Source organism: Paractinoplanes aksuensis, assembly GCF_024137025.1.
Classification (GTDB): domain Bacteria; phylum Actinomycetota; class Actinomycetes; order Mycobacteriales; family Micromonosporaceae; genus Actinoplanes; species Actinoplanes aksuensis.
The window spans coordinates 419202-445691 of record NZ_JAMYJR010000002.1; the positions used below are offsets into that span (position 1 = coordinate 419202).

Here is a 26490-nt window from a genome sequence, read left to right on the forward strand (position 1 = left end):
CGGGGCGCGCGATCGTCGTTCAGCTGGGTGACGCGGGCGCCGGCGCGTTGTTCAGCTGGGCGCCGGCGCGTTGTTCAGCGGGACGCCGGCGAACGGGATCGCCGAGGTGGCCGACACGCCGGCTCCCGCGGGGTGCTGCCACACCCCGCGGCGAGCCAGTTCGGGCAGCACGCCCTCGCCGAACCAGTACGCCTCCTCGAGGTGCGGGTAGCCGCTGAGGATGAACTCGTCGATGCCCAGCGCGGCGTACTCCTGGATCCGGTCGGCCACCTCCTGATGGCTGCCGACCAGCGCGGTGCCGGCTCCGCCGCGGACCAGCCCGACCCCCGCCCACAGGTTGGGCGAGACGACCAGCCCGTCCCGGTTGCCGCCGTGCAGGTCGAGCATGCGCCGCTGGCCCTCGGACTCGCTGCGGCTGAGCCCGGCCTGCACGGCAGCGATGTCCGCCTCGCTCACCCCGCGCAGCAAACGCTCACTTTCGGCCCACGCCGCCTCGGCCGTGTCGCGCGTGATCACGTGCAGCCGGATGCCGAACCGCATGTCCGGCCTGAGCGACCGGATCCAGTCGAGTTTCTTGGCCACCTGCGCGGGCGGCTCGCCCCAGGTCAAGTAGACGTCGGCGTGATCCGCGGCGACCGGCCCGGCCGCCTTGGAAGAGCCGCCGAAGTAGATGGCGGGCGCGGGGTCGGGCAGCTTGGCCAGCTTGGCGTTCTCCACGCGCAGGTGCTCACCGGTGAAAGTGACCGTTTCACCGCGGAGAAGTGAGCGAACGATCGCCAGGAACTCGCCCGTACGCGCATAACGCGCATCCTTGTCCAGGAAGTCGCCGTACTGCCGCTGCTCGTGCGACTCGCCGCCGGTGACGACGTTGAGCAGCAACCGGCCGCCCGACAGCCGCTGGAAGGTCGAGGCCATCTGCGCGGCCAGGGTCGGCGCGATGACGCCGGGCCGGAACGCGACCAGGAACTTGAGCCGCTCGGTGACCTCGGTCAGCATCGCCGTGCTGATCCACGCGTCCTCGCACCAGGCGCCGGTCGGGGTGAGCGCGCCGACGAAGCCGAGCTGCTCGGCGCTGCGGGCGATCTGGCCGAGGTAGCCGATGGTCAGCGGGCGGACACCGCCGGCCGAGCCGACCGGCGTGCCGTGGCCGCCGCCCACGATGTCGCGGCTGTCGCCGTTGGTGGGCAGAAACCAGTGAAAGTCCATGCCCCCACCCTATCTACTTTTCCTATCAACTGGATAGGCTGTGAGACATGGATGAGGTTGCATACGACAAGCTGCGACTGGGACAGTGGCAGGCGGGCCGAGCGCACGGATTCTCCCGGCGTGACCTGCTGAAACTCACCGCGGCGGCGGGCGTCGCGGGCGCTCTGGTCGAGGCTTCGCCGGCCGCGGCGGCCGAGGGCCCGATCGTCAAGCCGCTGCCGCCCGAGCTGTTCAAGCCCCTCGGCACGAACGCCGAGACGCGGTGGTCGGCGCTGGCCGCCGTCGGCTACCACGTGCCGATCGACCGGTTCTTCGTGCGCAACCACACCAGCACCCCGATCATCGACAGCGCGACGTGGCGGCTCGAAGTGTCCGGCGCCGGCCTGCGCGGCGGCCCGGTGTCGTTCTCGCTGCGCGACCTGCACCGCCTGCCGTCGGTCGCCCGCTCGGTCACGCTCGAATGCGCCGGCAACGGCCGCAGCTATTTCACCTCGCAACAGGGCCAAACCGTTTCCGGTACGGCGTGGGGGCTGGGCGCGGTCGGCGTGGCGCGCTGGCGGGGCGTACGGCTGTCGACCGTCCTGCGCAAGGCCGGGCTCAGCTCGCGAGCCGTCGACGTGCAGGCGTCCGGCCTCGACCCGAACTACGTGACCGGCGGCGTCGACCTCGGCCCCGTCCGCCGCCCGCTGCCGGTGCGCAAGGCCCTCGACGACGTCATCCTCGCGTACGAGATGAACGGTTCGCCGCTGCCGGCCGACCACGGCGCCCCCGTGCGCCTGGTCGTGCCGTCCTGGATCGGCAGCGCGTCCATCAAATGGGTCGGCCGCATCGAGGTCTCCGACGTCCCGCTGTTCTCGCCGTGGAACACGCAGTTCTACCGGTTCTTCGGTCCGGACTTCCCCGCCGACGGCCGGCCGTTCGACCGCCAGTCCATCAAGAGCGCCTTCGAACTCGACCCCGGCGCCGCCTTCACCGCCGGCAAGCGGGTGCGGCTGACCGGCCGGTCGTGGTCGGCGGCCGGGCGCATCAAGCACGTCGAGGTGAGCACCGACGGCGGCGTCCGCTGGCGCCGCGCCCGCCCGGTCGGCCCGTCGATCGACAACGCGTGGCAGCGCTGGGAACTCGACTGGAAACCGTCGGTGGGCGCGCACAGTCTGCAGGCGCGGGCTTATGACGTACGCGGTAACTCGCAGCCCGAGGTGGCCACGTTCAACACCCTGGGTTACCTCTTCGACGCCGTCGTCAAAGTGCCGGTGACCGCCGCCTGACGCCCGGCGGTCACCACCGTTGGCGCCGGCGACGCACGCCCTGGATGCCGGTCGGCTTCAGCCGCTGCGGTCGGTACGCCGTCCGGGGCATGGCTACGTCAGCCGTTGCCGCCGGCGACCCTTCCCGAGGCCCGGCCGCCTCAGCCGATGCGACCGGCGACCCTTCCAAACACCCGGCCGCCTCAGCCGGTGCGACCCTCCCAGACGCCCAGCCGCTTCAGCCGGTGCGACTGGTGAGGGGGACGGGCAGTACCTGCTGCACCTGCAGGACGACCCGGTCGCCCAGCGGCGCTGCCAGGTCGACGGTGGCCGTCCGCCACCTTCGCAACCGGGTGAGCGGACCACACGCGCAGTCCCGCGGCTTCGCGAAGCCGCGGGACAACGTGGTGCGTCAGGAAGCGGCAACGCCCTGGGGTACGTCGCCGCGCAACGTGATGCGGTGCATGACGCGGCGGTCCGTGCCGTAGTCGCGGTTGGCGTAGTGGGCGGTGCTGCGGTTGTCCCACATGGCCACGTCGCCGGGACGCCAACGGTGCCGGACGATGTGCTCGGGCTTGGTCAGGTGCGCGTACAGCAGGTCGAGAATCGCGCGGCTCTCGAACTCGGAGACGCCGACGATGTGCGACGTGAAGCCGGGGTTGACGAAGATGCCGCGCCGGCCGGTCTCGGGGTGCACCCGGATGACCGGGTGCTCGATCGGCTCCAGCTCGGTCACCACCTCGCCGTCCCACTCGTTGCCGCGGCCGCCCCGGCGCTGGGCCAGGTAGTAGCCGAACTCGCGGTTGCCGTCGTGCACCGCCACCAACTGGTCGGCCAGACGCTTGACCGGCTCCGACAACGAGTCGTACGCCAGTTGCCCGTCCGCCCAGTTCGTGTCGCCGCCGGTCGGCGGCAGGGTCACCGCGCGCAGGATCGAGCCGAGCGGTGGGCGCCGCATGAACGTCACGTCGGTATGCCACACGTCGGCGAAACCGTTGTCGGTGCTGTCCAGCGCATACACCTCGGGGTGTTCGGCGTCCACACCCCCGACCACCGGGTGCGAGGCGGTCAGCTCGCCGATCCGCCGGCCCAGCGCGACTTGGCCGTCGTCGTCGAGCGTCTGATCGCGGAAGAACAGGACTTTGCGCTCCACGATCGCAGCCCGGATGTCGGCAACATCCGAGTCGGTGATCTTGGACAGGTCGATCCCGTGGACGATCGCGCCGAAGTGCGGCGACAACTGGTCGAAAATCATGCGGGAACCTCCGACGAGTAACGGTCACGGACGGCGGCGCCGATCTCGGCCCGCAGGGCGGCGAACTCCGGCGAGCCGCGCAGCTCGTCCGGGGCGACCCCGGTGCGCGGCAGGCCGATGGGCAGGTCGAGGGCGATCCGGCCCGGGCGCGGCGTGAGCACCACGACCCGGCTGCCGAGGAAGACCGCCTCATCGACACTGTGGGTCACGAACACGCAGGTGCGGTGGGACGCGGCGCTCACCCGGCGCAGGTCCTCCTGCAAGCGCTCCCGGGTGAGCGCGTCCAGGGCCGCGAACGGCTCGTCGAGCAGTAGCAGGGGGTTATCCACAGCCAACGCCCTTGCTATGGCAACACGCTGCTGTTGTCCACCACTGATCTGCCATGTACGCCGACGAGCGACATCGTGCAGGCCGACGCGCTCGAGCAACTCGTCCACACGCTGCGGGGTGGCGGGCAGACCGGCGTACTTGAGGGCCAGCGCCACGTTGCCGCCGACGCTGCGCCAGGGGAACAGGCGGGGCTGCTGGAAGACGAGACCCGCGCCGCGCCCCGGCACGGGCGGCTCGCCTCCCGCCCGTACGGTGCCGAAGGTCGGCTCCTCGAAGCCCGCGATCAGGCGCAGCAGCGTGCTCTTGCCGCAGCCCGACGCCCCGACCAGCACCAGGAACTCACCCTCGGGCACGGTCAGGTCGATCGGCCCGACCGCGGTGACATCGCCGTACCGGTGCTCGACATCCTCGAGTCGGATGGCGGCGTCATCGCTACGACTCCCGGTCGGCACCCGGTCCGGGTCGACCTTCCCGAGTGCGGCGTTTCCCCCGCCCCGGCCAAGCCGCGCAGTCCGGCGGCCGCTCGAAGTGCCGTTGACCGAAGCGCCGTCGGCCGCATTGCCCTCGCCCGCCGAGTCCGCAGCGCCGGTCAATCGTCCGGGGTCAGCCGAGGACACTGGGGAGCCCTTTCACGTAGACGGCGTTCTGCACGTCGGCCAGGGCCGGGACCGCGTCGATCTTCTGCTGGTTCTTGAGGAACTCGGCCGCGCTGACCAGGTTGTCGGCCAGCTTGCCGACCTTGCCCTCGGTGCCCAGCCACTCGTCGGTGGCCAGGTCGGCCGGCTTGAGGAACACGCCCTGCGAGATCTGCTCCTGGGCCTCGGCCGGGCTCAGGTTCAGCTCGGCCCCCACCGACTTGGCCGCCGCGGCCGGGTCGGAAGCGATGATGTCGAGCGCCTGCGCCTCGACCTTGCGCCACGCGTCGACCGCTTCGGGGTGCGCGTCGATGAACGCGGTCGAGACCACGCCCAGGTCGAGCGTCGGCTTGCCCGCCGTGGCCAATTCCCGGCTCGAGATGAGCACCTTCCCGGTCTTCTTGATCTCGGCCAGCGACGGCAGCCACGTGTACGCCGCGTCGAGGTCCCCGCGCGTCCAGGCCGCTTGAATGTCCTGCGGCTCGAGGTCGACGATGCTGACCTCGTTCTCCTTGACACCGGCCCGGTCCAGCGCGGCCAGGAGGCTGTAGTGCGCGGTCGACGCGAACGGGGTGGCCACCTTCTTGCCCCGCAGCGAGGCCACGTCGGTCACGCCGCTGCCGTTGCGCGCGACGAGCGCTTCGTTGTCGCCGGCCACGTCCAGAACGAACGCCACCTTGTACGGGATGTTGAGCGGCGCGGACAGGCCGCGCGCGACCGGGCTGGAGCCGATGGCCGCGATGTCCACACTCTTGGCCACGAACGCCGTGTTGATGCTCGCGCCGGAGTCGAACTTGGTCCACGTGATCCGGTAGCCGGGCAGCGCCTTCTCGAGCAGCCCCTGGTTCTTGACGATCAGGTCCCCACTCGGGAACGCCTGATAGGCGATGCGGATCGTCTTCTTCTCGGCGTCCGCTCCCCCGCCACCGCTCGCGGCTCCGTTGCCGCAGGCAGCCGTGCCCGCGGCAAGAAACAGGACGGCAAGGCCGGCAACTCCGGCACGAAGCTTCTTCACGGTCGTTCGCTCATTTCTGCACTGTCGTCATGGATATAGCCAAGCTGTGGACAACTCGCCATTGCCCGTTTCGTGACTGACTCGATGAACGTTCCTGCGCGCTTGCCAGGGATCGCTCACATTCGCGCGGTACTCGGCCCGGCTATGCGCGCAGCCGCGCAATTGCTTGCTGTTGCACTGGCTGCCGGGTCAGCAGGTGGTCGGGAGAAGCCCGCGCCACGCATTCCTCGCGGATGCATGACTGTCGGGCGGCGGGTGGTGGGGTGATGCGCACAGGCGCGCATTTGCTCGCAGTTGCATGGCTGTCGGGCGGCGGGTGGTGGGGTGATGCGCACAGGCGCGCATTTGCTCGCAGTTGCATGGCTGTCGGGCGGCCGGTGGTCGGGAAATGCGCGCAGGCGCGCATTTGCACGCGGTGGTGGGCGGCGGGCGGTGACGCGATGCCTGCGGCCGAGCGGTTGCAGTGGTTGAAGGTGGGCGGGTGAGCGATTCCTGCGGCCGCGCGGTTGCTCCCGGTTGCGGTGGTTGTGGGTGGGCGGGGTCAGGTGCGGCCGCGCCATGGGATCAGCCTGTTCTCGGCGGTGCGTAGCAGGGCGTCGATCAGCAGGCCGGAGAGGCCGATGGCGAACAGGCCCAGCACGACCACGTCGGTCTGGGAGTAGCGCTGCGCGTCGCGGACCATGCCGCCGATGCCCGGGACGCCGTTGATGGTCTCGGCCGCCACCACCGAGCTGTAGGCGATGCCCACGGCCAGGCGGATGCCGGTGAAGATCTCGGGCAGCGCGTTGGGCAGGGTCACGTCGCGGATCACGGCCCACCGTCCCGCACCCAGCGCCCGGGCCGCCTCGACCAGCCCGGTCGGCGCCCCCTGAACAGCGGCGGCAGTCGCCACCGCGACCGGCGGCAGCGCGGCGATCGAGAGCAGCCACAGCTTCGGGGTCTCATCGATGCCGAACCAGATGATGAAAAGGCTGAAATACGCGAGAGGCGGCAGCGCCCGGACAAAGGTGACCACCGGCTCGGTGGCGACCCGCAACCACGGGACGACACCCATCAGAACACCCAGCACCAGACCGCCGGCCACACCGATGGCCGACCCGATCAGGATGCGGCGCAGGCTCACGCCCAGGTGCTCGATGAGCAGATGACCGCTGTATCCGCGCACCCCCTCGTGCACGGTGGACGTCTCGATCAGCTGATGCCAGACCGCCCCCGGCGACGGAATGAACGTCGGGTTCTGCGTGGTGCGGGCGGCGATCTCCCACAGTCCGTAGAGGACGACAAGGGCCAGCGCCCGCAACAAGAACCGTCGCCGACGCCCGCCCTTGGGCGCCAACGGGGAACGCCGGGGCAACGCGGCTTCAGCCGGCACAACCGGCGGCGCGGACAGCGAGGTGGTCACCGCTAATTCCTACCTTGCCTATCGGCTTTTAGGCAAGGCTTCATCCCGCCAACTGGACTTTCCACCCACTCGCGACCCGCGGATCCAGCCCGAAGGGGCACCCGGCGACAGGCAATCCGAAGAGACACAACGGCAGGCGACACCACCAGACCCCGGGCAGACGGCGTCACTGGGTCTCCCGGGCGGGCCACTCGACGAAAGGCCCGCAACGCGAGGCGACACGAGAAGGCAGCCAGGCGGCATGACCACGCCCAGCGGGCAGGCGGCAAGACGCCCTACAGGCCAGGCCGCCTGGCATCTCGGGCACTCCCCGTGACGCGCGGCCCGGGACGGGCTGAGCGGCTCGGTGCCAAGGGCGAGCCGGGCGGCTCGGTGCCAACGGCCGGGCGGCTCGGCACGAAGCCGAGGGCGGTCTGCGCGCCGGAGCCGGCGGGGCCGTGCGGCTGGATGAGGCTCCAGGGCAGGGGCCGTCAGCTCACTCGGAGGATCGAGACGGTGTCGTCGCCGCCGTTGGAGACGTAGGCGAAACGACCGTTCGGGGACACGGCCATGGTGCGCGGGGAGCGGCCGACGGGGACTGTTGCCGTGATCTCGCCGGTGCGGGCGTTGATCACCGAGACCGAGTTGCCGGCCTCGTTGACGGCGTAGGCGTGGGTGCTGTCCGTGGCGAAGGCTGCTGCCTGCGGTTTGTCGCCCACTCGGAACGGGCCTCGGCGCTTGAGCGTTGCGGTGTCGATCAGTTCCACGGCGTCGGCGCCGAAGCAGGCGACCACGACTGTACGACCGTCGGGTGATACGGCCAGGCTGTGCGGGGCCTGGCTGACCGGGATCGAACGCAGGCGCTGGTCGGTGCGGACGTCGATGACCGAGACCGTGCTCGACTCGTGGTCGGGGGTGAAGGCGCGTTGCCCCTCGGTGTCGAAGGCGACCGCGTGCGGGTTCTCGGGCACGAAGACCCGGCCTTCGAGCTGCAGGTCGGCGGCGGAGTAGATCTCGACGTTGCGGCCGCCGTGGATGGGTACCCACAGCCGGCCGTCAGGCGCCACCGCCAGGGCGTAGGGCTGCACGCCGGTCTTCAGGTCGCCCACGATCTTCAGCGAGGAGGCGTCGACGACGGCCACGCCGCTGCCGTTGAGGTCGTTCTCGTACATCGAGACGAAGACGCGCCGCCCGTCCGCCGAGACGGTCACGAAGCGCGGAGTGTTGCGCAGCGTCACCGGTCGCACCTTGCGGGAGGCGAGGTCGACCACGGACAGGATGCGCGAGTCCTGATTGGCGACGTAGAGGGTGCGGCTGTCGGGCGACACCGTCACGCCCTCCGGCTCGTCACCCACGCGGATCGTCCCTTCGACAGCCGGCCTGTCCGAACTGGCCGGCGCCTGCACCCCTGTGGACGGCCCGCCTGTGGATGGCGCTCCTGTGGATGGCGCGGAAGGCACTGAGTTTCCGGTGGGAGGACGGAACGAGGCCTGCGGCGAATCAGTGAACGTCACGGCAGCCGCGATACCAGTGCCGGCGAGCAGAACGACGGCAGCCGCACCCGCGACGATGAGGCCCTTGCCGCGGCGCTCCGGCCGAGGCAGCCGCAACACCCGGGAAAGCCGCTTCGCGCCAGGTCCGGAAGCCGGTTCGGCCGGCCCGAAACGGAGACGCCCGCTCGACACCCGATCGTCCGAGCCGGAGACACCGGTTCCACCCGCTGCGTCCACAGCACCGAAGCCGAAGCGATTACTCGCGTCGTCCACGAGCCCAGAACCACCGCGACCAAGTGCGTCGTCCACAGGGTCGGAGCCGGCGCGGTCGGTGGCGACGCCCACAGGCGGGAAGCCGTCCACAGGTGGAAAACCGTCGGGTGTCAGGCCGAGATGGCCGGTGACGGTCAGGTCGGCTGCGCCGGCGGGGCCGTCGAGGGCGACCTTGCCGGACAGCGCCGACTCCCCCGGCACCCACTCGACCTGTAACTGGTCACCGGCGATCCGGGCCCGCAGTCCTGCGCCCGTCACCTTGAGGCGCGAGGTCAACCCCACCGGCGACCCCAGCACGGCCACGCTCGCCGACAACCTGGGCGTGCCCGGCGAGACCGGCCCGAAGTCGATCCGCGCCGGCTCCAACCGGATCGAGGTCGCCGCCAGCGCCTCCGACGCCGCCGTGGACACGGCTCGGTTGTCGTCGCCGGCCAGCCGTACGAGGGAAGCCCGGGCCTCGACCGCAGCCGCCTCCTGCGCGCCCGCGGCCAGCTCCCGCAGCTCTTCGACGGTCGAGAGCAGTTCTTCCGAAGTCATGTCGTCACCGCGCCCCATCAGCCGGGGCGCGGATCGGCGAAACCCGTGCGGTCAGTCGACCGCGGGCCGGAGCCTCAGCACCGGGGCGATGTGTCCCCGGGGAAGCGCCGGACGCCGCTCCGCGCCCAGTTCCTGGCGGAGGCGTCTCGCCGTACGCCGCCACTGCAGCTCGTCGTCACCGGTCGAGCCCTGGTCGAAGGCCTCGGGTGGCAGCGCGGCGAGCGCGGCCAGCAATCGCCCGTCATCCCACATGTGGGGTGGTACGGACATCGCGACCTCCCGGTTCAAACCCTGCCCCGTCCACACGTCACGACCGCCGATCCGGTTCGACGGACGAGGAGCGGGCAGACTGGGACCGGTGGACGCACAGGCGGCGGTGGACGAGACCTGGCGGTCGGACGCCGGCGGCATGCTCGGCGTGCTGGCCCGCCGGCTGGGCGACCTCGACCGGGCCGAGGAGGCCCTGCAGGAGGCGGTGGCCGAGGCCCTGCGCCGCTGGCCGTCCGACGGCGTGCCCGGCAACCGGGCCGGCTGGCTGGTCACCACCGCCTGGCGCAAGGCCCTCGACACGCTCAAGCGGGAGGCCACCGGCCGCGAGAAGGTCGCCGCCCTGGCCCGTACGCCCCCGCCCGAACCCACCGCCGACGACCGCCTGGCCCTCGTCTTCGCCTGCTGCCACCCCGCGCTGCCGGAGCCGGCCCGGATGGCCCTGACCCTCAACGCCGTGGCCGGTCTGCCCGCCGACGCGATCGCCGCCGCGTTCCTGCTGCCCCCGCCCACGATGGCCCAGCGCCTGGTCCGGGCCAAGAAAAACCTCAAAGCTTCCGGCGTACGGGTGGAAGTCCCGCCCCCGGACGAGCTGGCCACCCGCCTGCCGGCCGTGCTGACAGTGCTCTACCTCATCTACAACGAGGGCTACCTGGCCGCGTCGGGCGACGGGGCCGAGCGCCGCGATCTGGCTCGCGAGGGTCTCGATCTGGCCCGGCAACTCGCCGACCTGATGCCGCGCGAGCCCGAGGCGGCCGGCTTGGCCGCACTCCTGGAACTGCACGAGGCCCGCGCGTCCGCCCGCTTCGACGGGACGAACCGTCTCGTCCTGCTGGAGGAGCAGGACAGGTCCCGGTGGGACGGCCCGCTGATCCGGCACGGTGTGGGGCGGCTCGCCCGGGCGGCCGCGATCGACCGGCCCGGGCCGTACCAGCTGCAGGCGGCCATCGCGGCCCAGCACGCGCTCGCGCCGTCGTGGACGGCCACGAACTGGCCGGCCGTCCGCACCCTCTACGACCGGCTGCTGCAGGTCACCCCGTCACCTGTGGTGGCCTTGAGCCGGGCCGTGGCCACGGCTTTCGTGGCCGGGCCGGCGGTGGCGCTCGGCGAGGTGGACGCCCTCGCCGAGCGGTTGTCCGGCTACCGGCTGTGGCACGCGACCCGGGCCGATCTGCTGCTGCGCCTCGACCGCCGGGAAGAGGCGGCCGAGGCGTTGCGGCGGGCGCTGGCCCTGGCCACCAACCCGGCCGAGCGCGAGCTGCTGAGCCGCCGCATCGGCCGGCTCAGCGCTCCATGACCGGCCGTACCTCGACCCGGTCGCCCAGGGCGGCGATGCACGGCCAGGTCGAGGCGACCGCGACCGCGTCGTCGATGTCGTCCGCCTGCAGATAGATGAAGCCGCCGACGACCTCTTTGAGCTCCAGGAACGGGCCGTCGGTCACCGTGGGTGCACCATCGGGCCCGCGGCCGACCGTCTTGGCGCCGGCGGAGGGGGCCAGCTCGGCCCCGCCCTCCTCGAGCTTGCCGGCCTCGAACCACTTGCCCCACCAGGTGGTGATCTCCTCCATCAGGGGGCCGGCGATCTCGGGGTCGTTCCAGGGGGCCTCGTCCCCGGTGAGAATCATGACGTACCGCATGGTGATGTCTCCTCCGCTGGTGTGTCGTTCTCCATGGTGACGATCGAGGCGCCACCGGAATCGACATCCCGCCGGACTTTTTCTACGAGGCCGGGGCCTGCTCGCCGAACGCGGCGAAGAACTTGTCGCGGAAGTCGTTCATCGGCCACACCGGTGCGTCCGGGCGGGGGCGCAGGCCCTCGGTCCAGCCCCAGCTCGCGATCCGCCTCAGCGCCTCCGGGTCCTTGGCCAGCACCGTGATCGGCACGTCGTGGCTGGCCCCGGACCCGGCCGCGATCGGCGAGGGCTGGTGGTCGCCCAGGAAGACCATGACCAGGTTGTCGTCCCCGTACAGCTTGATCCAGTTGATCAGGGCGGTCAGCGAGTAGACGACCGACTTGCCGTATTCGGTACGCACCTCGCGCGGCTCGGCCCACAACGCGCTCGGCTTCTTGCCGCCGTCGACCATGCGGTGATAGATCGAGCCGTCGCCGACCTGGTTCCAGTCGGGCAGGTACTCGGGGATCGGCGTCCACGGCGTGTGGCTCGAGACCAGCGGCATCTCGACCATCAGCGGGCCGCGGCCGGGCTTCTTGTACTCGATGGTGTTGAGCTGCTTGAGCGTGTACTGGTCGGGCATCGGCGACCAGCTGAACTTCGGGCCCTGGTAACCCAGGTTGCGGCTGTCCCACACGGTGTCGTACCCGTAGAAGTTGCCTTCGGGCCAGGCCCGGGTGGCGCCGGGCATGACGCTGACCGTGCGGTACTCCGCGTTGCGGAAGGCCCGGGTCAGGGTCAGGCGGTCGGTGGCGACCAGGTTGCGGTAGCGCTGCTCGTTGTTGATCCACAGGCCGGACTCGAAGGTGGCGTGGGCCAGCCAGCTGCCGCCGCCGAACGTGGGCGAGGTGAGCCAGCCGCTGCGCGCGGTGAATCCGGCCTCGGCCAGGGTGGCCGTGCCGCGGTCGAGCACGGGCGTGACGGCCGGGGCCAGGGCGACGCCCTCGACGGCGCTGCGGCCGTAACTCTCGACGAAGGTGAAGATCACGTCCTTGCCCTTGAGCCCGGTCAGCATCTGGGCCGGGGGCACGGCCTTGAACGGGTCCTGCTGCACCTCGCGGGCGAAGTTGGCCTCGTCGCGCAGGCCGGCCCGGGCCTGGTTGGCCCGGTCCCAGGCGTACGTGTAGGTGCTGCGGGCCGCGACCGGCACGGCGCCCCACACCGAGATGCCGAGTGAGAACGTCAGCGCCCAGGCCACGCCGACGCCGCCCGCGGTGATCGCCGAGCGCTTGCGGTGCCGGCCGACCAGGGCCCCCACCCGCAGCACGGACCAGCAGGTGAGGGCGAGCACGCCCACGACCAGCAGCAGGATCGCGGCGACGGCGGCGATGGCGGCCGGGCGGCCGTACGAGTCGACCGCGAAGCTGAACGCGTCGTCGAACAGCACCCAGTCCAGCACCGGGTCGAACGGGCGGTTGAGCTCCTCGAAGAAGCCCATGTCGAGCATCTTCTCGAGGACCAGCAGACCGACCAACACCCCGGCCACGACGGCGAACACCCGCCGCGCCCGGGGCGGCAGCACCACGAGCAGGCCGAGGATCACCACACCCTCGACCGGGATGCGCAGGAAGCCCAGCGGGGTCAGCCGGTACAGGACGTTCGGGAAGATGAGGGCCGCGAAGAGCAGGACGGCCGCCACGACAGTCAGCGTCAGCTGGACGCGGGGGTGGCGGAGGAACGTCTTGACGCGGCCGACGGCCGGCGGGCCGTCCGGAGTCTCGGGCACGCCAGGGGGAACGGATGTACGGGGCCGACGGTTCAGTGACACGCAAAAGTCACTTCCACCCAGTACCAAAGACTCTGTTGGCCGCCTGCGGGTAGTCATAGCGTGACCGTCAACGACCGCGAAGTGAGAGGACGAGCCTGTGCCCACGGCTGTCTCCGACCTGTTGCCGACGCTCGACGAGGCCGATCTGGCGCGCCTCGACGCCTGGTGGCGGGCGAACAACTACCTGACCATCGGTCAGATCTATCTGCAGGCCAACCCGCTGCTGCGCGAGCCGTTGCGAGCTGAGCACATCAAGCCGCGGCTGCTCGGCCACTGGGGCACCAGCCCGGGCCTGTCGTTCGTCTACGCCCACGTCTCACGCCTGATCCGCCACACCGGGCAGGACGCGATCTACCTGACCGGCCCCGGCCACGGCGGCCCGGCCCTGGTCGCCGCCGGCTACCTCGAGGGCACCTACTCCGAGGTCTATCCCGAGGTGACCCGCGACGAGGAGGGCCTGCGCAAGCTGTTCCGCCAATTCTCCAGCCCCGGCGGCATCCCGAGCCACGTCTCGGTGACCACCCCGGGCTCGATCCACGAGGGCGGCGAGCTGGGCTACGTGCTGGTCCACGCGTTCGGCGCGGTCTTCGACAACCCCGACCTGCTGGCCATCGCCGTGGTCGGCGACGGCGAGGCCGAGACCGGCCCGCTCGAGGGCTCGTGGAAAGGCGTGTCCTTCCTCAATCCGTCCCGCGACGGCGCCGTGCTGCCGATCCTGCACCTCAACGGGGCCAAGATCAGCGGTCCTACCGTGCTCGGCCGCAAGGACCCGGCCGAGGTGCGCGAGCTGCTCAGCGGTCACGGCTACGAGGTCATCGAGGTCGAGGGCGACGACGTTCCCGGCATGCACCACCGGTTCGCGGCCGCGCTGGCCGAGGCCTGGGGCCGCATCCGCACCATCCAGCGCTCGGCCCGCGACGGCGACTGGGACGGCACCCGACCGACCTGGCCGCTGATCGTGCTGCGCACCCCCAAGGGCTGGACGGGCCCGCAAGAGGTCGACGGCGTCCAGGTCACCGGCACGTTCCGGGCCCACCAGGTGCCGCTGTCCGGCGTGCGCGACAACCCGGAACACCTGGCCCTGCTCGAGACCTGGCTCAAGTCGTACCGGCCCGAGGAGCTCTTCGACGAGAACGGCGCGCCCACCGCGCTGCTGCGCGAGCAGGACCCGGAGGGCGACCTGCGGATGAGCGCGAGCCCGCACGCCAACGGCGGGGTGCTCACCCGCGAGCTCGACCTGCCCGACTTCCGCGACTACGGCATCGACGTCAAGGCGCCGGCCACGCTGCGGGCCGAGTCGACCCGCAAGCTCGGCGAGTTCATGCGCGAGATCTACAGCAACAACCCCGACCGGTTCCGGCTGTTCTCGCCCGACGAGACCAACAGCAACCGGCTGGGCGCGGTCCTCGAGGTCTCCGACCGCGCCTTCATGGAAAAGGTGTACCCCGGCGACGACGCCCTCGGCCGCGACGGCCGGGTGATGGAGGTGCTGTCCGAGCACAACTGCCACGGCTGGCTCGAGGGCTACACGCTGACCGGCCGGCACGGCCTGTTCGCCACCTACGAGGCGTTCGCCATGGTCAGCGCGTCGCAGACCATCCAGCACGGCAAGTGGCTGGAAGAGGCCGACCACCTGCCCTGGCGGGCCAAGGTGCCGAGCCTGAACGTGCTGCTCACCTCGACGGCGTGGCGCAACGACCACAACGGTTTCAGCCACCAGGGCCCCGGCCTGATCCAGAACGTGCTGACCCAGCGGGGCACGGTGAGCCGGGTCTACCTGCCGCCGGACGCGAACTGCCTGCTCTCGGTGGCCGACCACTGCTTCCGGTCGAAGTCGTACATCAACCTGATCGTCATCGACAAGCAGCCGCAGCTGCAGTGGCTGACCATGGACGAGGCGATCGAGCACTGCGCCCGCGGCGCCGGCATCTGGAACTGGGCCGGCACCGACGACGGCACGAGCGACCCCGACATCATCATGGCCTGCGCCGGCGACGTCGTGACCATGGAGACGGTGGCCGCGGCCCAGATCCTCAAGGAAAAGCTGCCCGGGATGCGGGTGCGCGTGGTCAACGTCGTCGACCTGATGACGCTGGTGCGGCGCAAGGACCACCCGCACGGCATGAGTGACACCCTGTTCACCGAGCTGTTCACCGACACGGTCGACGTGGTGTTCTCGTTCCACGGCTACCCGGGGGCGATCCACCAGCTCGTGCACGGCCGGCCCGACGCCGACCGGTTCCGGGTGCGCGGCTTCATCGAGCAGGGCACCACGACGACCCCGTTCGACATGACGGTGCGCAACCGGGCCTCGCGCTACCACCTGGTCATCGACGCCATCAACAACGCGCGCCGGCTGCCCCAGGGGGCCGAAGACCTGAAGAAGTGGTGCGAGTCCCAGCTGGCCCGTCACGAGCAGTACGTGGTGGAACACCTGGAGGACATGCCCGAGGTCCGCGACTGGGCGCTGGGCGACTGGGCGGCGTCCTAAGCCAGGACGACGACGGTGGCCGGGGTGAAGTCGGGCTCGGCCACCGGACGGCCGAAGTGGTAGCCCTGCAGGTAGCGGTAGCCGAGCCGGTGCAGGGCCTCGGCCTGCTCGGCCGTTTCGACGCCCTCGGCCACCGCGACCAGCCCCAGGCCCGCGCTCACCTGGTAGAGCGCGTCGGCGATGACCGTGGGCCGGCCGGCCTCGGTCACGTTGTCGACGAACGACTTGTCGACCTTGAGGATGTCGACCGGCACGGTCTGCAGCAGACCGAGCGACGAGTGGCCGGTGCCGAAGTCGTCGAGCGCGATCCGCACGCCGAGCGCGCGCAGTTCGTGCAGCGCGACCACGGCCTGGCCGCCCTCGAAGACGGCGGTCTCGGTGACCTCGACGGCCAGGCACGACGCGGGCAGGCCGCTGTCGGCCAGGGCCGCCGCCACGGTCGCCGCGAAGTGCGGGCGGGCCAGCTGGCGGGCCGAGACGTTGACGCTGATCCGGTCGGGGGCGGCCGGGCCCAGGTCGGACCGCCACGCCGCGAGGCGGTGACAGGCCGTGCGCAGGATCCACTCGCCCAGCTCGACGATCAGGCCGTTGCGCTCGGCGACCGGGATGAACGCGGCCGGGCTGACCAGCCCGCGCACCGGGTGCTCCCAGCGCACCAGGGCCTCGACCGCGGCCACCCGCCCGGCCGGCAGCTCGACGATCGGCTGGTAGACGACCCGGAACTGGCCCAGGTCGAGCGCGGTGCGGATCTCGGCGCCGAGCCGGACGAACTCGCCCGCCCGCTCGTCCAGGGCCGGGGTCCAGCGGCGTACGGGCTCACCGGTCTGTTTGGCCGCGTACATCGCCGACTCGGCCTGCCGCAGCAGCTCGACCGGGCTGACGCCGGTGCCCCCGGCCAGTCCGATGGCGACCCCGACGTACAGCTCGTGACCGCCCTCGGCCACCGGCGCGCCCAGCGCGTGGGCCAGCGCCGCGGCCGCCGCCCGGGCCTGGCCGGCGTCGGCGTCGGTCAGCAGCACCGCGAACTCGTCGCCGCCGATCCGCGCCACCAGCGCGCCGACCGGCGCCGCGGCCGACATCCGGGCGGCCAGCGAGCCCAGCACGCGGTCGCCGACCGGCCGGCCCAGCTCGTCGTTGACGTTCTTGAAGCCGTTGAGGCCGAGCAGCGCGATCTGCGGGCGACCGGCGGCCAGGGCCTCGCCCAGCTCCTGCTCGAACCGGCGGCGGCTGGCCAGCCCGGTCAGCGGGTCCTGCATGGCGGCCCGGGTCAGCTCGGCCGACTGGCGGCGCACCTCGAACACGAACCCGGACATCCGCGCGATGACCAGCAGCACCAGCACGCCCGCGCCGACCGCGACCGAGAGCCGGCCGACCGGGTCGCCGCCGATCCGCGGGATCAGCAGCAGGGCCGGGGCCAGCAGCGCGCAGCCGCCGAACAGCAGCAGGCGGGACGGCCCGACCCGGGCCGCCACCCGCACCTCGCCGCCGCGCTCGCCGGCCATCGACGGGTGCAGCGCGGCCACCGCCCACAAGACGTAGGCCAGCAGGAAGACCGGGTCGGCCAGGTGGGTCGAGGCCGACGTGTAGAGCGGGAGGACGGCGAAGGCGATGTCGGCCACGAGCATGAGCACCGCGCCCGCCACGAGCAGCCGGGCGCTGGTCGAGCGGGTGCCGCCGCCGGTGAACAGGCGGGCCAGCAGGCCGATGACCATCGCGTCGGCCGCCGGGTAGGCGACCGTGGTGATGTGCTCCAGCGTCGAGGTGCCGGAGTCGGCGGCCACCGGGTAGAGCACGAACAGCCAGAACACCAGGCCCAGCCCGGTGCCGACGATGGCCGCGTCGATCAGGTCGCCGGACTCGCTGCGGTGCCGGCGCACCAGCAGCAACAGACCGGCGAACAGCATCGGGTACGAGCCGAGATAGAACACGTCGGCGAACGACGGGTACGGCGACCGGTGCAGCACGCTCTCGTAGAACTCGTAGGTCAGGTCGCCGGCCACGAAGGTGATCTGCGCGGCCGCCAGCCAGCGCCACATCGCCGGGCGCTCGGGCCGGTGCAGGCGCAACGCGATCAGGATGCCGGCCGCGGTGGCCACCCCGATCAGGTCGTACACGATGCTGGCCACGACACTGCCTTCGGGCAGCACGAAATGAACGGCGGCCGCGACCATCCCGGCCGCGAGCCACCAGAACCAGAGCCGTCCGTGCCGCACGACGGGTCATCGGACCGCCCGGCCCCGATCTGAGCCGGTGCGAGGGACTTCACACGACATCCCGGCCGGAGCCGGGGGCTGGACGCGCCGGGCCGGGCGGGCAACCATCGAACGATGGGCTCCCAGGTCCCGGCGGACGCGCGGGCGCAGGCCGAGCTGCGATGGGCCGTCGCCGAACGACAGCGGATCGAGCTGCAGGTGGCCGAGATGCGGGCCCACCTGCACCAGCGGGCCATCGACGCCGAGGTGGCGGAGACCCGCCGGCGGCTGCTGGCCGACCTGCGCCGCGGGGCCGGCCGCAACGGGCTGGGCTTTCTCGACCCCGGCTTCCTGGCGCTGGCCGACCGGCCCACGATCGCCGAGGCGGTGCTGGAATCGGCCCTCGTCGCCGGGCGGGCCGACTTCTGCGACCTGCGCGGCTACGACGCGGCGACGGCCGGTCTGCACCGGCAGGGCCAGCGCGGCTTCGACGACGACTACCTGGCGTTCTTCGACGGTCTGGGCGGCGACCGGGTCACCGCCTGGTCGGTCGCGGCGGCGACCCGCGAGGCCGTCCTGATCGACGACGTGCTGCGGAGCCCGGTCTTCGGCGACCGGGCGATCCTGGACACGGTGCGGGCGGCGGGCGTCCGGGCCGTCTACTCGTATCCGCTGCTGGATTCCTACGGCGTCCTGTACGGGGTGCTGTCGCTGCACTACCGCCGGCCCTCGCCCCGCCACGGCATGCCGGAACTGGTGGCGGCGGGCGCGGCCCGGGCCCTCACGGCATCCTGAAGCTGCTGCGGAATCGTTCGTAGGGGCTCGCTTCCGTGATCGGAACATTGGTAGCGTCTCGCCATGACGACGGAATCCGGAGTTGATCGCGCCCTGCTGGCCGGGCTGGCCGCCCGTGAGCGCGGTGTCTTCGCCGAGCGGCGGCCCCGGTCGGCCGCCGCTTATCAGCGGGCCGACCACCTGTTCGGGCGGGTGCCGATGACCTGGATGAACAAGACCGCGGCCGGGTTCCCGGTCTACTTCGAGCGGGCCTCCGGCAACCGGATCACCGACGTCGACGGCCACGAGTACCTCGACTTCTGCCTGGGTGACACCGGGGCCATGGCCGGGCACTCCCCCGCGCCGGTCGTCGAGGCCGTCAACCACCGGCTGGCCACGCTGGGCGGGGCCACCACGATGATGCCGACCGAGGACGCGGCGGCCGTGGGCGCCGAGCTGAGCCGCCGGTTCGGGCTGCCCTACTGGAGTTTCGCGCTGACCGCGACCGACGCCAACCGGTGGGCCATCCGGCTGCTGCGGGCGGTCACCGGGCGGCCGAAGATCCTGGTCAACAGCTACTGCTACCACGGCTCGGTCGACGAGTCGCTGATCGTGGTCGGGCCCGACGGGCGCGGCACGAGCCGGGAGGGCAACGTCGGCGCGCCGGTCGACGTGACCGCGACGAGCCGGGTCGCCGAGTTCAACGACCTGTCCATGCTGGAGGCCGAGCTCGCCCACGGCGATGTGGCGGCCGTGCTCATGGAACCGGCGCTGACCAACATCGGCATCGTGCTGCCCGAGCCGGGCTACCTGGCCGGGGTGCGTGAGCTGACCCGCAAGTACGGTACCTACCTGATCAACGACGAGACGCACACGTTCTCGGCCGGGCCGGGCGGGGCCACCGCGGCCTGGGACCTCGCTCCCGACGTGCTCACGATCGGCAAGGCCATCGCCGGCGGCATCCCGATCGGGGCGTACGGGTTGAGCGCCGATCTGGCCGGGGCCATCCTCGGCCGCTCCGACCTCGACCTGGTCGACATGGGCGGGGTCGGCGGCACCCTGGCCGGCAACCCGGTCTCGATGGCTGCCGCCCGCGCCTGCCTCGACCAGGTGCTGACCGAGCAGGCGTTCGAGAGGATGACCGCCACCGCGACCGCGTTCGCCACCGGGCTTCGCAAGATCATTGAGGGGTACGGGCTGCCGTGGTCGGTCAGCCGGCTCGGCGCTCGCGTCGAGTACCGGTTCGCCGACCCCGCCCCGCGCAACGGTACCGAGTCGGCGGCCGCCGCGGACGCCGAGCTCGAGGACTTCCTGCACGTCTACCTGGCCAACCGCGGGGTGCTGCTCACCCCGTTCCACAACATGGCGCTGATGGCGCCGCAGACCACCACGGCCGACGTCGACCGCCACCACTCGATCTTCGCCGACGCGCTGAGCGAGCTCACGGCCTGAGGTCGGGCATCTCGACCGTGCTGACGGCCACCGCGGTGCCGCTCGGCACGGTCGCGCCCGGCGGCACGGCCTGCCGGGTCACCAGCGCGTTGTCGGGCACGCCGTCGGGCACCAGCAGCGTCACGTTGCTGCGGCTGGCCGCCTGCTTGGCCTCGCCCAGCGTCTGGTTGCTCAGGTCGGGCACCGTCTGCTGGTTCTGACGCTCGGCCTCCTCCAGCAGCTCGCGGACCCGGATGCTGGTCCACAGGTAGTTCAGGATGAACCCGGCCAGCAGTCCGATGATCAAGACCGAGATGCCCACCGCACCCGCGTACGCCGTGCTGCCCAACGGGTCGTGCAGCGCCCCCGCCAGGCTGCGCAGGCTGGGCACGACCTTGCCCAGGTTGACCAGGCCGAGACCGATGACGATCGTGGTCAGCCAGTCCGACACCTTGATCAGGTTCGAGTTGGTCAGATAGAAGGTGGCGGCCCGCCCGTCGTTGGCGGCGGCCTCGCTCGCCTCGGCGGCCCGGGCCCTCGGCAGCCCGAACAGGAAGCCCAGCCCGGCGCCGACCGCGGCCGCGGCCACGAACAGCAGGAAAGCGGTGACGCCGGCCCCGCCGTCGCTGCTCGCCAGCGCCAGCAGCACCGACACGAGCGTCATGGCGAACAGCAGCCCCACCACGAACACGGACACGCCGCGCTGAATCTTGTCACCGGCCCGGCGCGGCGTCCGCGCGGGCGAAAAGAGGTCACGAACACCCATGGGGACGCACCGTATTGGTTCTCGCCGATCTGTGCGGGGGCGGGGTCGGTGTTTCGCGATTGGGCCTTAAAGACCGCATAACACTCCGTAGCCTGACGTCATGGGTCTGTTCGGAAAGCGGACGGTGGACGAGGCCGCACCGCAGCGCACGCCTCCGCGCGACATCGAGGCGCTCGAAGAGCTGGTCAACAACCTCGAGTCGGCCACGGACGAGGCGAGCAGCTGGCGCATCTACGCCTCGACGTACCTCGAGTTCTACGACCTGCTGTACGTGGCGGTGTGGATCATCGACAACGGCACTCCCCGGCTGGAGTACGAGTGCGGCAAGCTGGCCGGCTCGCTCGGCGGCGGGGTGTCGGGTGTCGTCCAGCAGGCGATCCGCAGCAACCACGCGGTGTACCTGACCGGTTCGACGGCCGTCGCCGATCCGCGCTTCGCCGCGGCGCACCGGGGCGGCGCCCTGTCGGGCACGGCGGTCCCGATCACCACGGGCCACAAGGTGACTGCGGTGATGGAGTACTACGCATCGCGCGACGCCGCCCCGGACTCAGCCCTGATCAGCAAGTGGGGCGCCATCGGCCGGGTCGCCGAGCAGGCCCGGGTGGCCGCGCTGACCGCGTACTACACCCGACAGGTGGCCGACGACCGGCTGGCCGTGACCAATGTCGTGGCCGCCCTCGGGCACACCTCGGACTCGTCGGTCGCGCTGCGGTCCGCCCTGGACGCCGTGCGGACGGCCTTCCACTGGGCCTACGGCTCGTACTGGCAGATCGACGAACAGGACAACGTGCTGCGCTTCATGGTCGAGTCGGGCGACGCCGGCGAGGAGTTCAAGAAGGTCACCCTGGCTGCCACGTTCGCCGAGGGGGTCGGCTTGTCGGGCCGGGCCTGGCGGGCCCGCGACCTGGTCTTCGTCCGTGACATCGGGCAGCTCACCGACTGCGTGCGGGCGCCCGCGGCACAACGGGCCGGCGTCCGCTCCGGGGTCTGCTTCCCGATCTCGAGCGGCGACCGCATCGTCGGCACGATGGACTTCTTCACCACCGAGTTCGTCGAGCTGTCGGACTCACGGATGGACGCGCTGCGCAACGTGCAGCAGCTCGTGTCGCAGCGCCTCGACGTGGTGCGCGGGGCAGAGATCGCCGCCGGCAACGCCCGGTCCCTGCTCGACACGGTGTCCCGGCTGCGCACGGCCACCTCGGACGCGAGCCGGGTGGCCGACGACGCGGTGAGCCGGGCCTCGGACATGACCGGCGACGTCGCCGCGCTCAACGACGCGTCGGCGGCCATCGGCGACGTCATCCAGATCATCTCGTCGATCGCCGATCAGACGAACCTGCTGGCCCTCAACGCCACCATCGAGGCGGCCCGGGCGGGCGAGATCGGCAAGGGCTTCGCGGTCGTCGCGGGCGAGGTCAAGGAGCTGGCCCGCGAGACCGCGGAAGCCACCAAGAAGGTCTCCGAGCAGATCGCGGCCCTGCAGTCGAGCGCCGAGTCGGTGGCCTCCGGCATCCGCACCACCAGCGACACGATCGCCCAGATCAACACCGTGCAGGCCCGGATCAGCGAAGTGCTCGAGGAGCAGGCCTCGATGGCCCACGCCTTCGAGCACTGAGCCTGTTCAGTAGCGGAAGCGCGAGACCAGCGTCTGCAGCTGGCTCGCGGTCGTCGCCAGGTCGTCGGCCGCGTGCCGGGTCTCGCCGACCGAGGCCGTGGTGCGCTGGGTCGCCTCCGACACGCCGCCGATCGTGGCGGCGATGTTGCCGGCGTTCGACGCGGCCTCGGACAGCGTCCGGTTCATCTCCTGCGTGGTCGCGGTCTGCTCCTCCACGGCCGAGGCGATGGTCATCTGGATGCCGTTGATCCGTTCGATGATGGACGAGATCTCGCCGATCGCGGCGACCGCGCCGCCGGTGTCGCTCTGGATGGCCTGCACCCGGCGCGCGATGTCCTCGGTGGCCTTGGCCGTCTCCTGGGCCAGGTCCTTGACCTCACCGGCGACGACCGCGAACCCCTTGCCGGACTCGCCGGCCCGGGCCGCCTCGATGGTGGCGTTGAGCGCGAGCAGGTTGGTCTGCTCGGCGATCGCGGTGATCGTCTTGACCACCGAGGCGATCTCGCTCGACGACTCGCCGAGCCGGGCCACGATCGCGTTCGTGGCCGAGGCGACCTCGACCGCCTGCACCGCCACCTCGGAGGCCTCGGTGGTGGAGACGCTGATGTCGCGGATGGCCGAGCCCATCTCGTGCGAACCGGCCGAGACGACCTGCAGGTTGTTCGAGACGGTGTCGGCCGCGGCGGCGACCGAGCCGGCCTGGACCGAGGCGTCCGAGGCGGCCGAGTCGACGGCGCCCGAGACCGCGGTCAGCTGACCGGCTGCGGAGTGCAGCGTGGAGGCGTTGCCGGCCAGCGTCACGACGTCCTGGCGCAGCCGGGCGACGGCCTCGTCGAGCGAGCCCGCCATCAGGCCGACCTCGTCGCGCACGGTCACGCCCGAGCTCCGGGTCAGGTCGCCGTCGGCCAGCCCCTCGGCGACCCGGGCCACCTCGCGGACGGTGTTGCGGACCCGGCCCGCCACCCGGAAGCCCAGCAGCAGGCTGATCAGCACACCCAGCGCCAGCAGGACGGCGATCGTCCAGACGGCGGCGGTGGTGTCCGACTCGGCGTCGTGGATGGCGGCTTCCGAGCGGGTCTGGGCCAGCTCGGCCAGCGCGGTCTGGTCGGCGCCGAGCGCGGCGTAGAGCCGGTTGTAGTCCTCGAGGACCTTCTGCAGCTCGGCGGCCGAGGCCCCGGTCGAGTCGACCTGCAGGAACTCCAGGAACGCGTCCCAGTCGGCCGCCGCCTTGTCGACGACCGCGGTGGCGTTCGCGTCCCCGGCGAAGGCCGAGCGCAGCTTGGCCAGCGCCTCCTGGATGGCGGCCTTGTTGGCCTCCATGCCCTGCTCGATCGTGGTCTTGAGCGCCGGGTAGAGCCGGGCCGCCGACGTGTTGCCGCCGAACGACTCGATGTTCTTGGCGAACGCCCCGGTGGCCTGGGAGACCGCGATGGTCGAGCGCTGGGCGGCCGCCGCGTCGGCGTTCTGCCCGCGCAGGGTGACCAGCGCGACCCCGCCCACCAGCACCCCGCTGAGCGTGCCGGCCAGCACGGCCGTCCCGATCTTCGTCCGCAGCGAGCGGTTGTCGAACGCCCCGACCAGTCCCATACCCCGTGCCTCTCCGGTTCTGCTCCGGCCTTGAACCGGATTTGCTCCGCAAAACCTCAGATCGGCATGAAAGGGCCGCAAGCTGAGCCGTTTGTCAGCCTGTTCCTGCCAGGCGGCGGTAGGCGTCGAGCACGAGGCCGTGGAAGTGGTGGACGCCGTGTTCGGAGAGGCCCGGGACCGCGGGGTCGTAGACGATGCGGCCCTGGTCGAAGGCGGGGGTGGTCATGCCGCGCTGCGCGCTCTCGACGATGCGGATGTCCTGCTGTTGCAGCACCTCGTCGATGTATTTGACCGACTGCTCCTCGGCCTCGCTCAGCTCGGGTGTCTCGAAGTAGAAGTCCCTCACGCTAGCCCGGCCCCGGCCGGTCGTTCAAGATGTGGCGGTGACGGTCGATTTCACGGATCCCGAGTTCATCCAGGACCCGTATCCGGGGCTGGCCCGGCTGCGCGAGCGGGGCGCGGTGACCTGGCACGAGCCGACCGGGCACGTCGCGCGGCTGGGCCCGGCCGTGCGGGAAGCGGCCGATCACCTCGTACGGGAAGCGGGGAAAGACTTCGATCTGCTGGCCGACGTGGCCGAACCGCTGGCCGTCACGGTGATCGCCGAGCTGCTGGGTGTGCCCGAGGGCGATCGGGGCCGACTGCGGCCGTGGTCGGCGGCGATCGTGCGGATGTACGAGGTGTCGCGGACGCCCGCGGTCGAGGCGGCCGCCCTCGAAGCGTGCCGGGAGTTCACCGACTACCTGCGCCGGCTCGCCGCGCTCCGGACGGCCGAGCCCCGCGACGATCTGATCAGCCATCTTGTGTCGGGGCTGTCCGCGGATGAGCTCGTGGCCACGGCGATCCTGCTGCTCAACGCTGGACACGAGGCGTCGGTCAACGCGCTCGGCGGCGGGGTCGTGGCTTTGCTACAGCATCCGGTCGAGCTGGCCCGGCTCCGCGCCGATCCGTCGCTGCTGGCCCCGGCCGGCGAAGAGATGATCCGGTACGACTCTCCGCTGCACATGTTCGTGCGGACCGCCGCCGCGGACGTCACGGTCGCGGGCGTACGCATCCCGGCCGGCGCGAAGATCGCCGCGCTGCTCGGCGCGGCCAACCGGGATCCGGCTGTGTTCACCGCGCCCGACACGTTCGACGTCGGCCGCGATCCCAACCCGCACCTGGGTTTCGGGGCCGGGCTGCACTTCTGCCTCGGGGCGCCGCTGGCCCGCATCGAACTGCAGGCCGGCCTGCGGGCCCTGCTGGCGTACGACCTCGAGCTGGCGGCGGAACCGGTCAACCGGCCCACGTTCGTGCTGCGGGGTTACCGGGAAGTGCGGCTCACCCGGTCGTGACCGGCAGGGCCGAGAACCCCCGCAGCACCAGCCGGTCGCGGCGTTCGGCCTCGCCGGTCAGGGCCAGCCGCGGCAGCATGGTCAGCAGCAGCGGGAGCGCGACCTGCGCCTCCAGGCGGGCCAGCGGCGCGCCCAGGCAGTAGTGGGCCCCGCCGCCGAACGAGACCGGCTGGATGTTCGGGCGGTCCGGGTCGAACCGGTGCGGGTCGTCGTAGCGGGCCGGGTCACGGTTGGCCGAGCCGAGCAGCATGGTCAGACCGGCCCCGGCGGGGACACTGATGCCGTCGCCCAGGTCGAGCTGCTCGGTGGTGAACCGGGACGTCAGTTGCACCGGGGAGTCGTACCGCAGAATCTCCTCGACGAAGGCGGGCGCGAGCTCGGGGTCGGCGCGCAGCCGCTCGGCCTCGGCCGGGCGGTCCAGCAGCAGGTGCAGGCCCATGCCGAGCAGGTTGGCCGTGGTCTCGAAGCCGGCCACGAGCAGCAGCACCAGGTTGGCCAGCATCTCCTCGCCGCTCAGGTTGTCCCCCGAGGCGACCAGGGCGCTGGTCAGATCCTCCTGCGGGTGGCGCTGGCGTTCGGCGATGAGGCCGATGAAGTAGTCCTCGAGCTCGCGCCCGGCCGCGTCGGCCGACTGCATCTCGGCGATCGTGCTGATCGGCTCGAGCACCACGGTCAGGTCGGCCGCGTGCTTGCGGAACCAGGCCCGGTCGCTGTCGGGCACACCGAGCAGCGCGCAGATGACGCCGATCGGCAGCGGGTAGGCGAACGAGGACATGAAGTCGGCGCTGACCGGCATGACCTTGATCAGCTCTTCGGCCTGGGCCGCGATCACCTCACGCATGGCGGCTACGCGGCGGGCGGTGAACGTGGCCGCGGCGGCCCGGCGGACGCGGGTGTGGTCGGGCGGGTTGGTCTGCAGCATCGAGAGCACGACCGGCGCGACACCACGGTTCTGCCGCCAGTCGGGCCAGAACTGGTCGTAGTCGTTCTTGTCGGCCAGCCGGACGGCCGGGTCACGCAGCAGCCGGTTGGTCAGCGCGTGGGTGGTGACGTACCAGCGCTCGTCGGGGGCCAGGAACGCCGGAGCGTGGGCCCGCAGGACGTCGTAGGCCGGGTAGGGGTCGTGGCGGCCCTCCGGGGAGAACAGCGAACCGAGCGCGGTCTGGTAGTCCATGCCGTCCATCATCACCCGTCCGTGCCACCGGCCGTTGGTGGGCGGG

Annotated in this window: 21 protein-coding genes; 7 read left to right on the plus strand and 14 right to left on the minus strand. The window is 71.6% G+C overall.

Annotated features, from left to right (window positions below):
- Nucleotides 1-51: 51 nt before the first annotated feature.
- Nucleotides 52-1206 carry an LLM class flavin-dependent oxidoreductase gene (locus tag M1L60_RS04000; protein ID WP_253235879.1) on the minus strand — a complete coding sequence of 385 codons (1155 nt, stop codon included), beginning with the start codon at nt 1204-1206 and terminating at the stop codon, nt 52-54.
- A gap of 47 nt (nt 1207-1253) precedes the next feature.
- Between M1L60_RS04000 and M1L60_RS04005 the strand changes: the two genes are divergently transcribed.
- Nucleotides 1254-2474, plus strand: coding sequence for a sulfite oxidase (locus M1L60_RS04005; RefSeq protein ID WP_253235880.1), 1221 nt, complete (start codon nt 1254-1256; stop codon nt 2472-2474).
- A 391-nt stretch (nt 2475-2865) separates the two neighbouring features.
- On the opposite strand, the gene M1L60_RS04010 is transcribed toward M1L60_RS04005, so the two are convergent.
- The 6 genes from M1L60_RS04010 to M1L60_RS04035 form a co-directional block, all read right to left on the minus strand.
- The gene (locus M1L60_RS04010) at nt 2866-3708 is read right to left on the minus strand and encodes a TauD/TfdA dioxygenase family protein (RefSeq protein WP_253235881.1); all 843 of its coding nucleotides are present in this window, start codon (nt 3706-3708) and stop codon (nt 2866-2868) included.
- Complete coding sequence (locus M1L60_RS04015; RefSeq protein ID WP_253235962.1) at nt 3705-4490, minus strand: ABC transporter ATP-binding protein; 786 nt, start codon at nt 4488-4490, stop codon at nt 3705-3707. Before M1L60_RS04015 ends, M1L60_RS04010 begins: the two co-directional genes overlap by 4 nt.
- Nucleotides 4491-4641: 151 nt before the next feature.
- Complete coding sequence (locus M1L60_RS04020) at nt 4642-5688, minus strand: taurine ABC transporter substrate-binding protein (protein WP_253235882.1); 1047 nt, start codon at nt 5686-5688, stop codon at nt 4642-4644.
- Between the two features lie 541 nt (nt 5689-6229).
- Nucleotides 6230-7090 (minus strand): ABC transporter permease, encoded by an 861-nt coding sequence (locus M1L60_RS04025; RefSeq protein ID WP_253235883.1) that lies wholly within the window; start codon nt 7088-7090, stop codon nt 6230-6232.
- Nucleotides 7091-7560: 470 nt separating this feature from the next.
- Entirely contained in the window at nt 7561-9372 is a 1812-nt protein-coding gene (locus tag M1L60_RS04030) for a beta-propeller fold lactonase family protein (protein ID WP_253235884.1), read from the minus strand.
- 51 nt (nt 9373-9423) lie between these two features.
- The gene (locus M1L60_RS04035) at nt 9424-9642 is read right to left on the minus strand and encodes a hypothetical protein (RefSeq protein ID WP_253235885.1); all 219 of its coding nucleotides are present in this window, start codon (nt 9640-9642) and stop codon (nt 9424-9426) included.
- An 88-nt stretch (nt 9643-9730) separates the two neighbouring features.
- Here M1L60_RS04035 and M1L60_RS04040 point away from each other — a divergent pair, with 88 nt between their 5' ends.
- Complete coding sequence (locus M1L60_RS04040) at nt 9731-10936, plus strand: RNA polymerase sigma factor (protein ID WP_253235886.1); 1206 nt, start codon at nt 9731-9733, stop codon at nt 10934-10936.
- Here the strand turns inward: M1L60_RS04040 and M1L60_RS04045 are convergent.
- Nucleotides 10923-11276 (minus strand): YciI family protein, encoded by a 354-nt coding sequence (locus tag M1L60_RS04045; RefSeq protein ID WP_253235887.1) that lies wholly within the window; start codon nt 11274-11276, stop codon nt 10923-10925. The two genes, M1L60_RS04040 and M1L60_RS04045, sit on opposite strands and share 14 nt — an antisense overlap.
- Before the next feature lie 82 nt (nt 11277-11358).
- Nucleotides 11359-13038, minus strand: a complete 1680-nt coding sequence (locus M1L60_RS04050; RefSeq protein WP_253235888.1) for a sulfatase-like hydrolase/transferase — start codon at nt 13036-13038, stop codon at nt 11359-11361.
- 139 nt (nt 13039-13177) lie between these two features.
- Between M1L60_RS04050 and M1L60_RS04055 the strand changes: the two genes are divergently transcribed.
- A complete protein-coding gene (locus tag M1L60_RS04055) occupies nt 13178-15571 on the plus strand; it encodes a phosphoketolase family protein (RefSeq protein WP_253235889.1) in 2394 nt (797 codons plus the stop codon).
- Here M1L60_RS04055 and M1L60_RS04060 read toward each other — a convergent pair.
- Nucleotides 15568-17784 carry a putative bifunctional diguanylate cyclase/phosphodiesterase gene (locus M1L60_RS04060; RefSeq protein ID WP_253235890.1) on the minus strand — a complete coding sequence of 739 codons (2217 nt, stop codon included), beginning with the start codon at nt 17782-17784 and terminating at the stop codon, nt 15568-15570. The two genes, M1L60_RS04055 and M1L60_RS04060, sit on opposite strands and share 4 nt — an antisense overlap.
- Nucleotides 17785-17898: 114 nt before the next feature.
- Between M1L60_RS04060 and M1L60_RS04065 the strand changes: the two genes are divergently transcribed.
- Complete coding sequence (locus M1L60_RS04065) at nt 17899-18558, plus strand: GAF domain-containing protein (RefSeq protein WP_253235891.1); 660 nt, start codon at nt 17899-17901, stop codon at nt 18556-18558.
- 63 nt (nt 18559-18621) lie between these two features.
- On the plus strand, nt 18622-19989 hold the full coding sequence (locus M1L60_RS04070; protein ID WP_253235892.1) for a transaminase: 1368 nt from the start codon (nt 18622-18624) through the stop codon (nt 19987-19989).
- On the opposite strand, the gene M1L60_RS04075 is transcribed toward M1L60_RS04070, so the two are convergent.
- On the minus strand, nt 19979-20734 hold the full coding sequence (locus tag M1L60_RS04075; RefSeq protein WP_253235893.1) for a PASTA domain-containing protein: 756 nt from the start codon (nt 20732-20734) through the stop codon (nt 19979-19981). The genes M1L60_RS04070 and M1L60_RS04075 overlap by 11 nt on opposite strands.
- A gap of 100 nt (nt 20735-20834) precedes the next feature.
- On the opposite strand from M1L60_RS04075, the gene M1L60_RS04080 reads away from it, so the two are divergent.
- Nucleotides 20835-22349, plus strand: coding sequence for a methyl-accepting chemotaxis protein (locus M1L60_RS04080; RefSeq protein WP_253235894.1), 1515 nt, complete (start codon nt 20835-20837; stop codon nt 22347-22349).
- 6 nt (nt 22350-22355) lie between these two features.
- Here M1L60_RS04080 and M1L60_RS04085 read toward each other — a convergent pair whose 3' ends face one another.
- Together M1L60_RS04085 and M1L60_RS04090 are read right to left on the minus strand one after the other, a co-directional pair.
- Entirely contained in the window at nt 22356-23936 is a 1581-nt protein-coding gene (locus M1L60_RS04085; RefSeq protein ID WP_253235895.1) for a methyl-accepting chemotaxis protein, read from the minus strand.
- Between the two features lie 94 nt (nt 23937-24030).
- Entirely contained in the window at nt 24031-24282 is a 252-nt protein-coding gene (locus M1L60_RS04090; RefSeq protein ID WP_253235896.1) for an SRPBCC family protein, read from the minus strand.
- A gap of 37 nt (nt 24283-24319) precedes the next feature.
- On the opposite strand from M1L60_RS04090, the gene M1L60_RS04095 reads away from it, so the two are divergent.
- The gene (locus M1L60_RS04095; protein WP_253235897.1) at nt 24320-25270 is read left to right on the plus strand and encodes a cytochrome P450; all 951 of its coding nucleotides are present in this window, start codon (nt 24320-24322) and stop codon (nt 25268-25270) included.
- Here the strand turns inward: M1L60_RS04095 and M1L60_RS04100 are convergent.
- Nucleotides 25257-26444 (minus strand): cytochrome P450, encoded by a 1188-nt coding sequence (locus tag M1L60_RS04100; RefSeq protein WP_253235898.1) that lies wholly within the window; start codon nt 26442-26444, stop codon nt 25257-25259. The genes M1L60_RS04095 and M1L60_RS04100 overlap by 14 nt on opposite strands.
- Between the last annotated feature and the right edge of the window lie 46 nt (nt 26445-26490).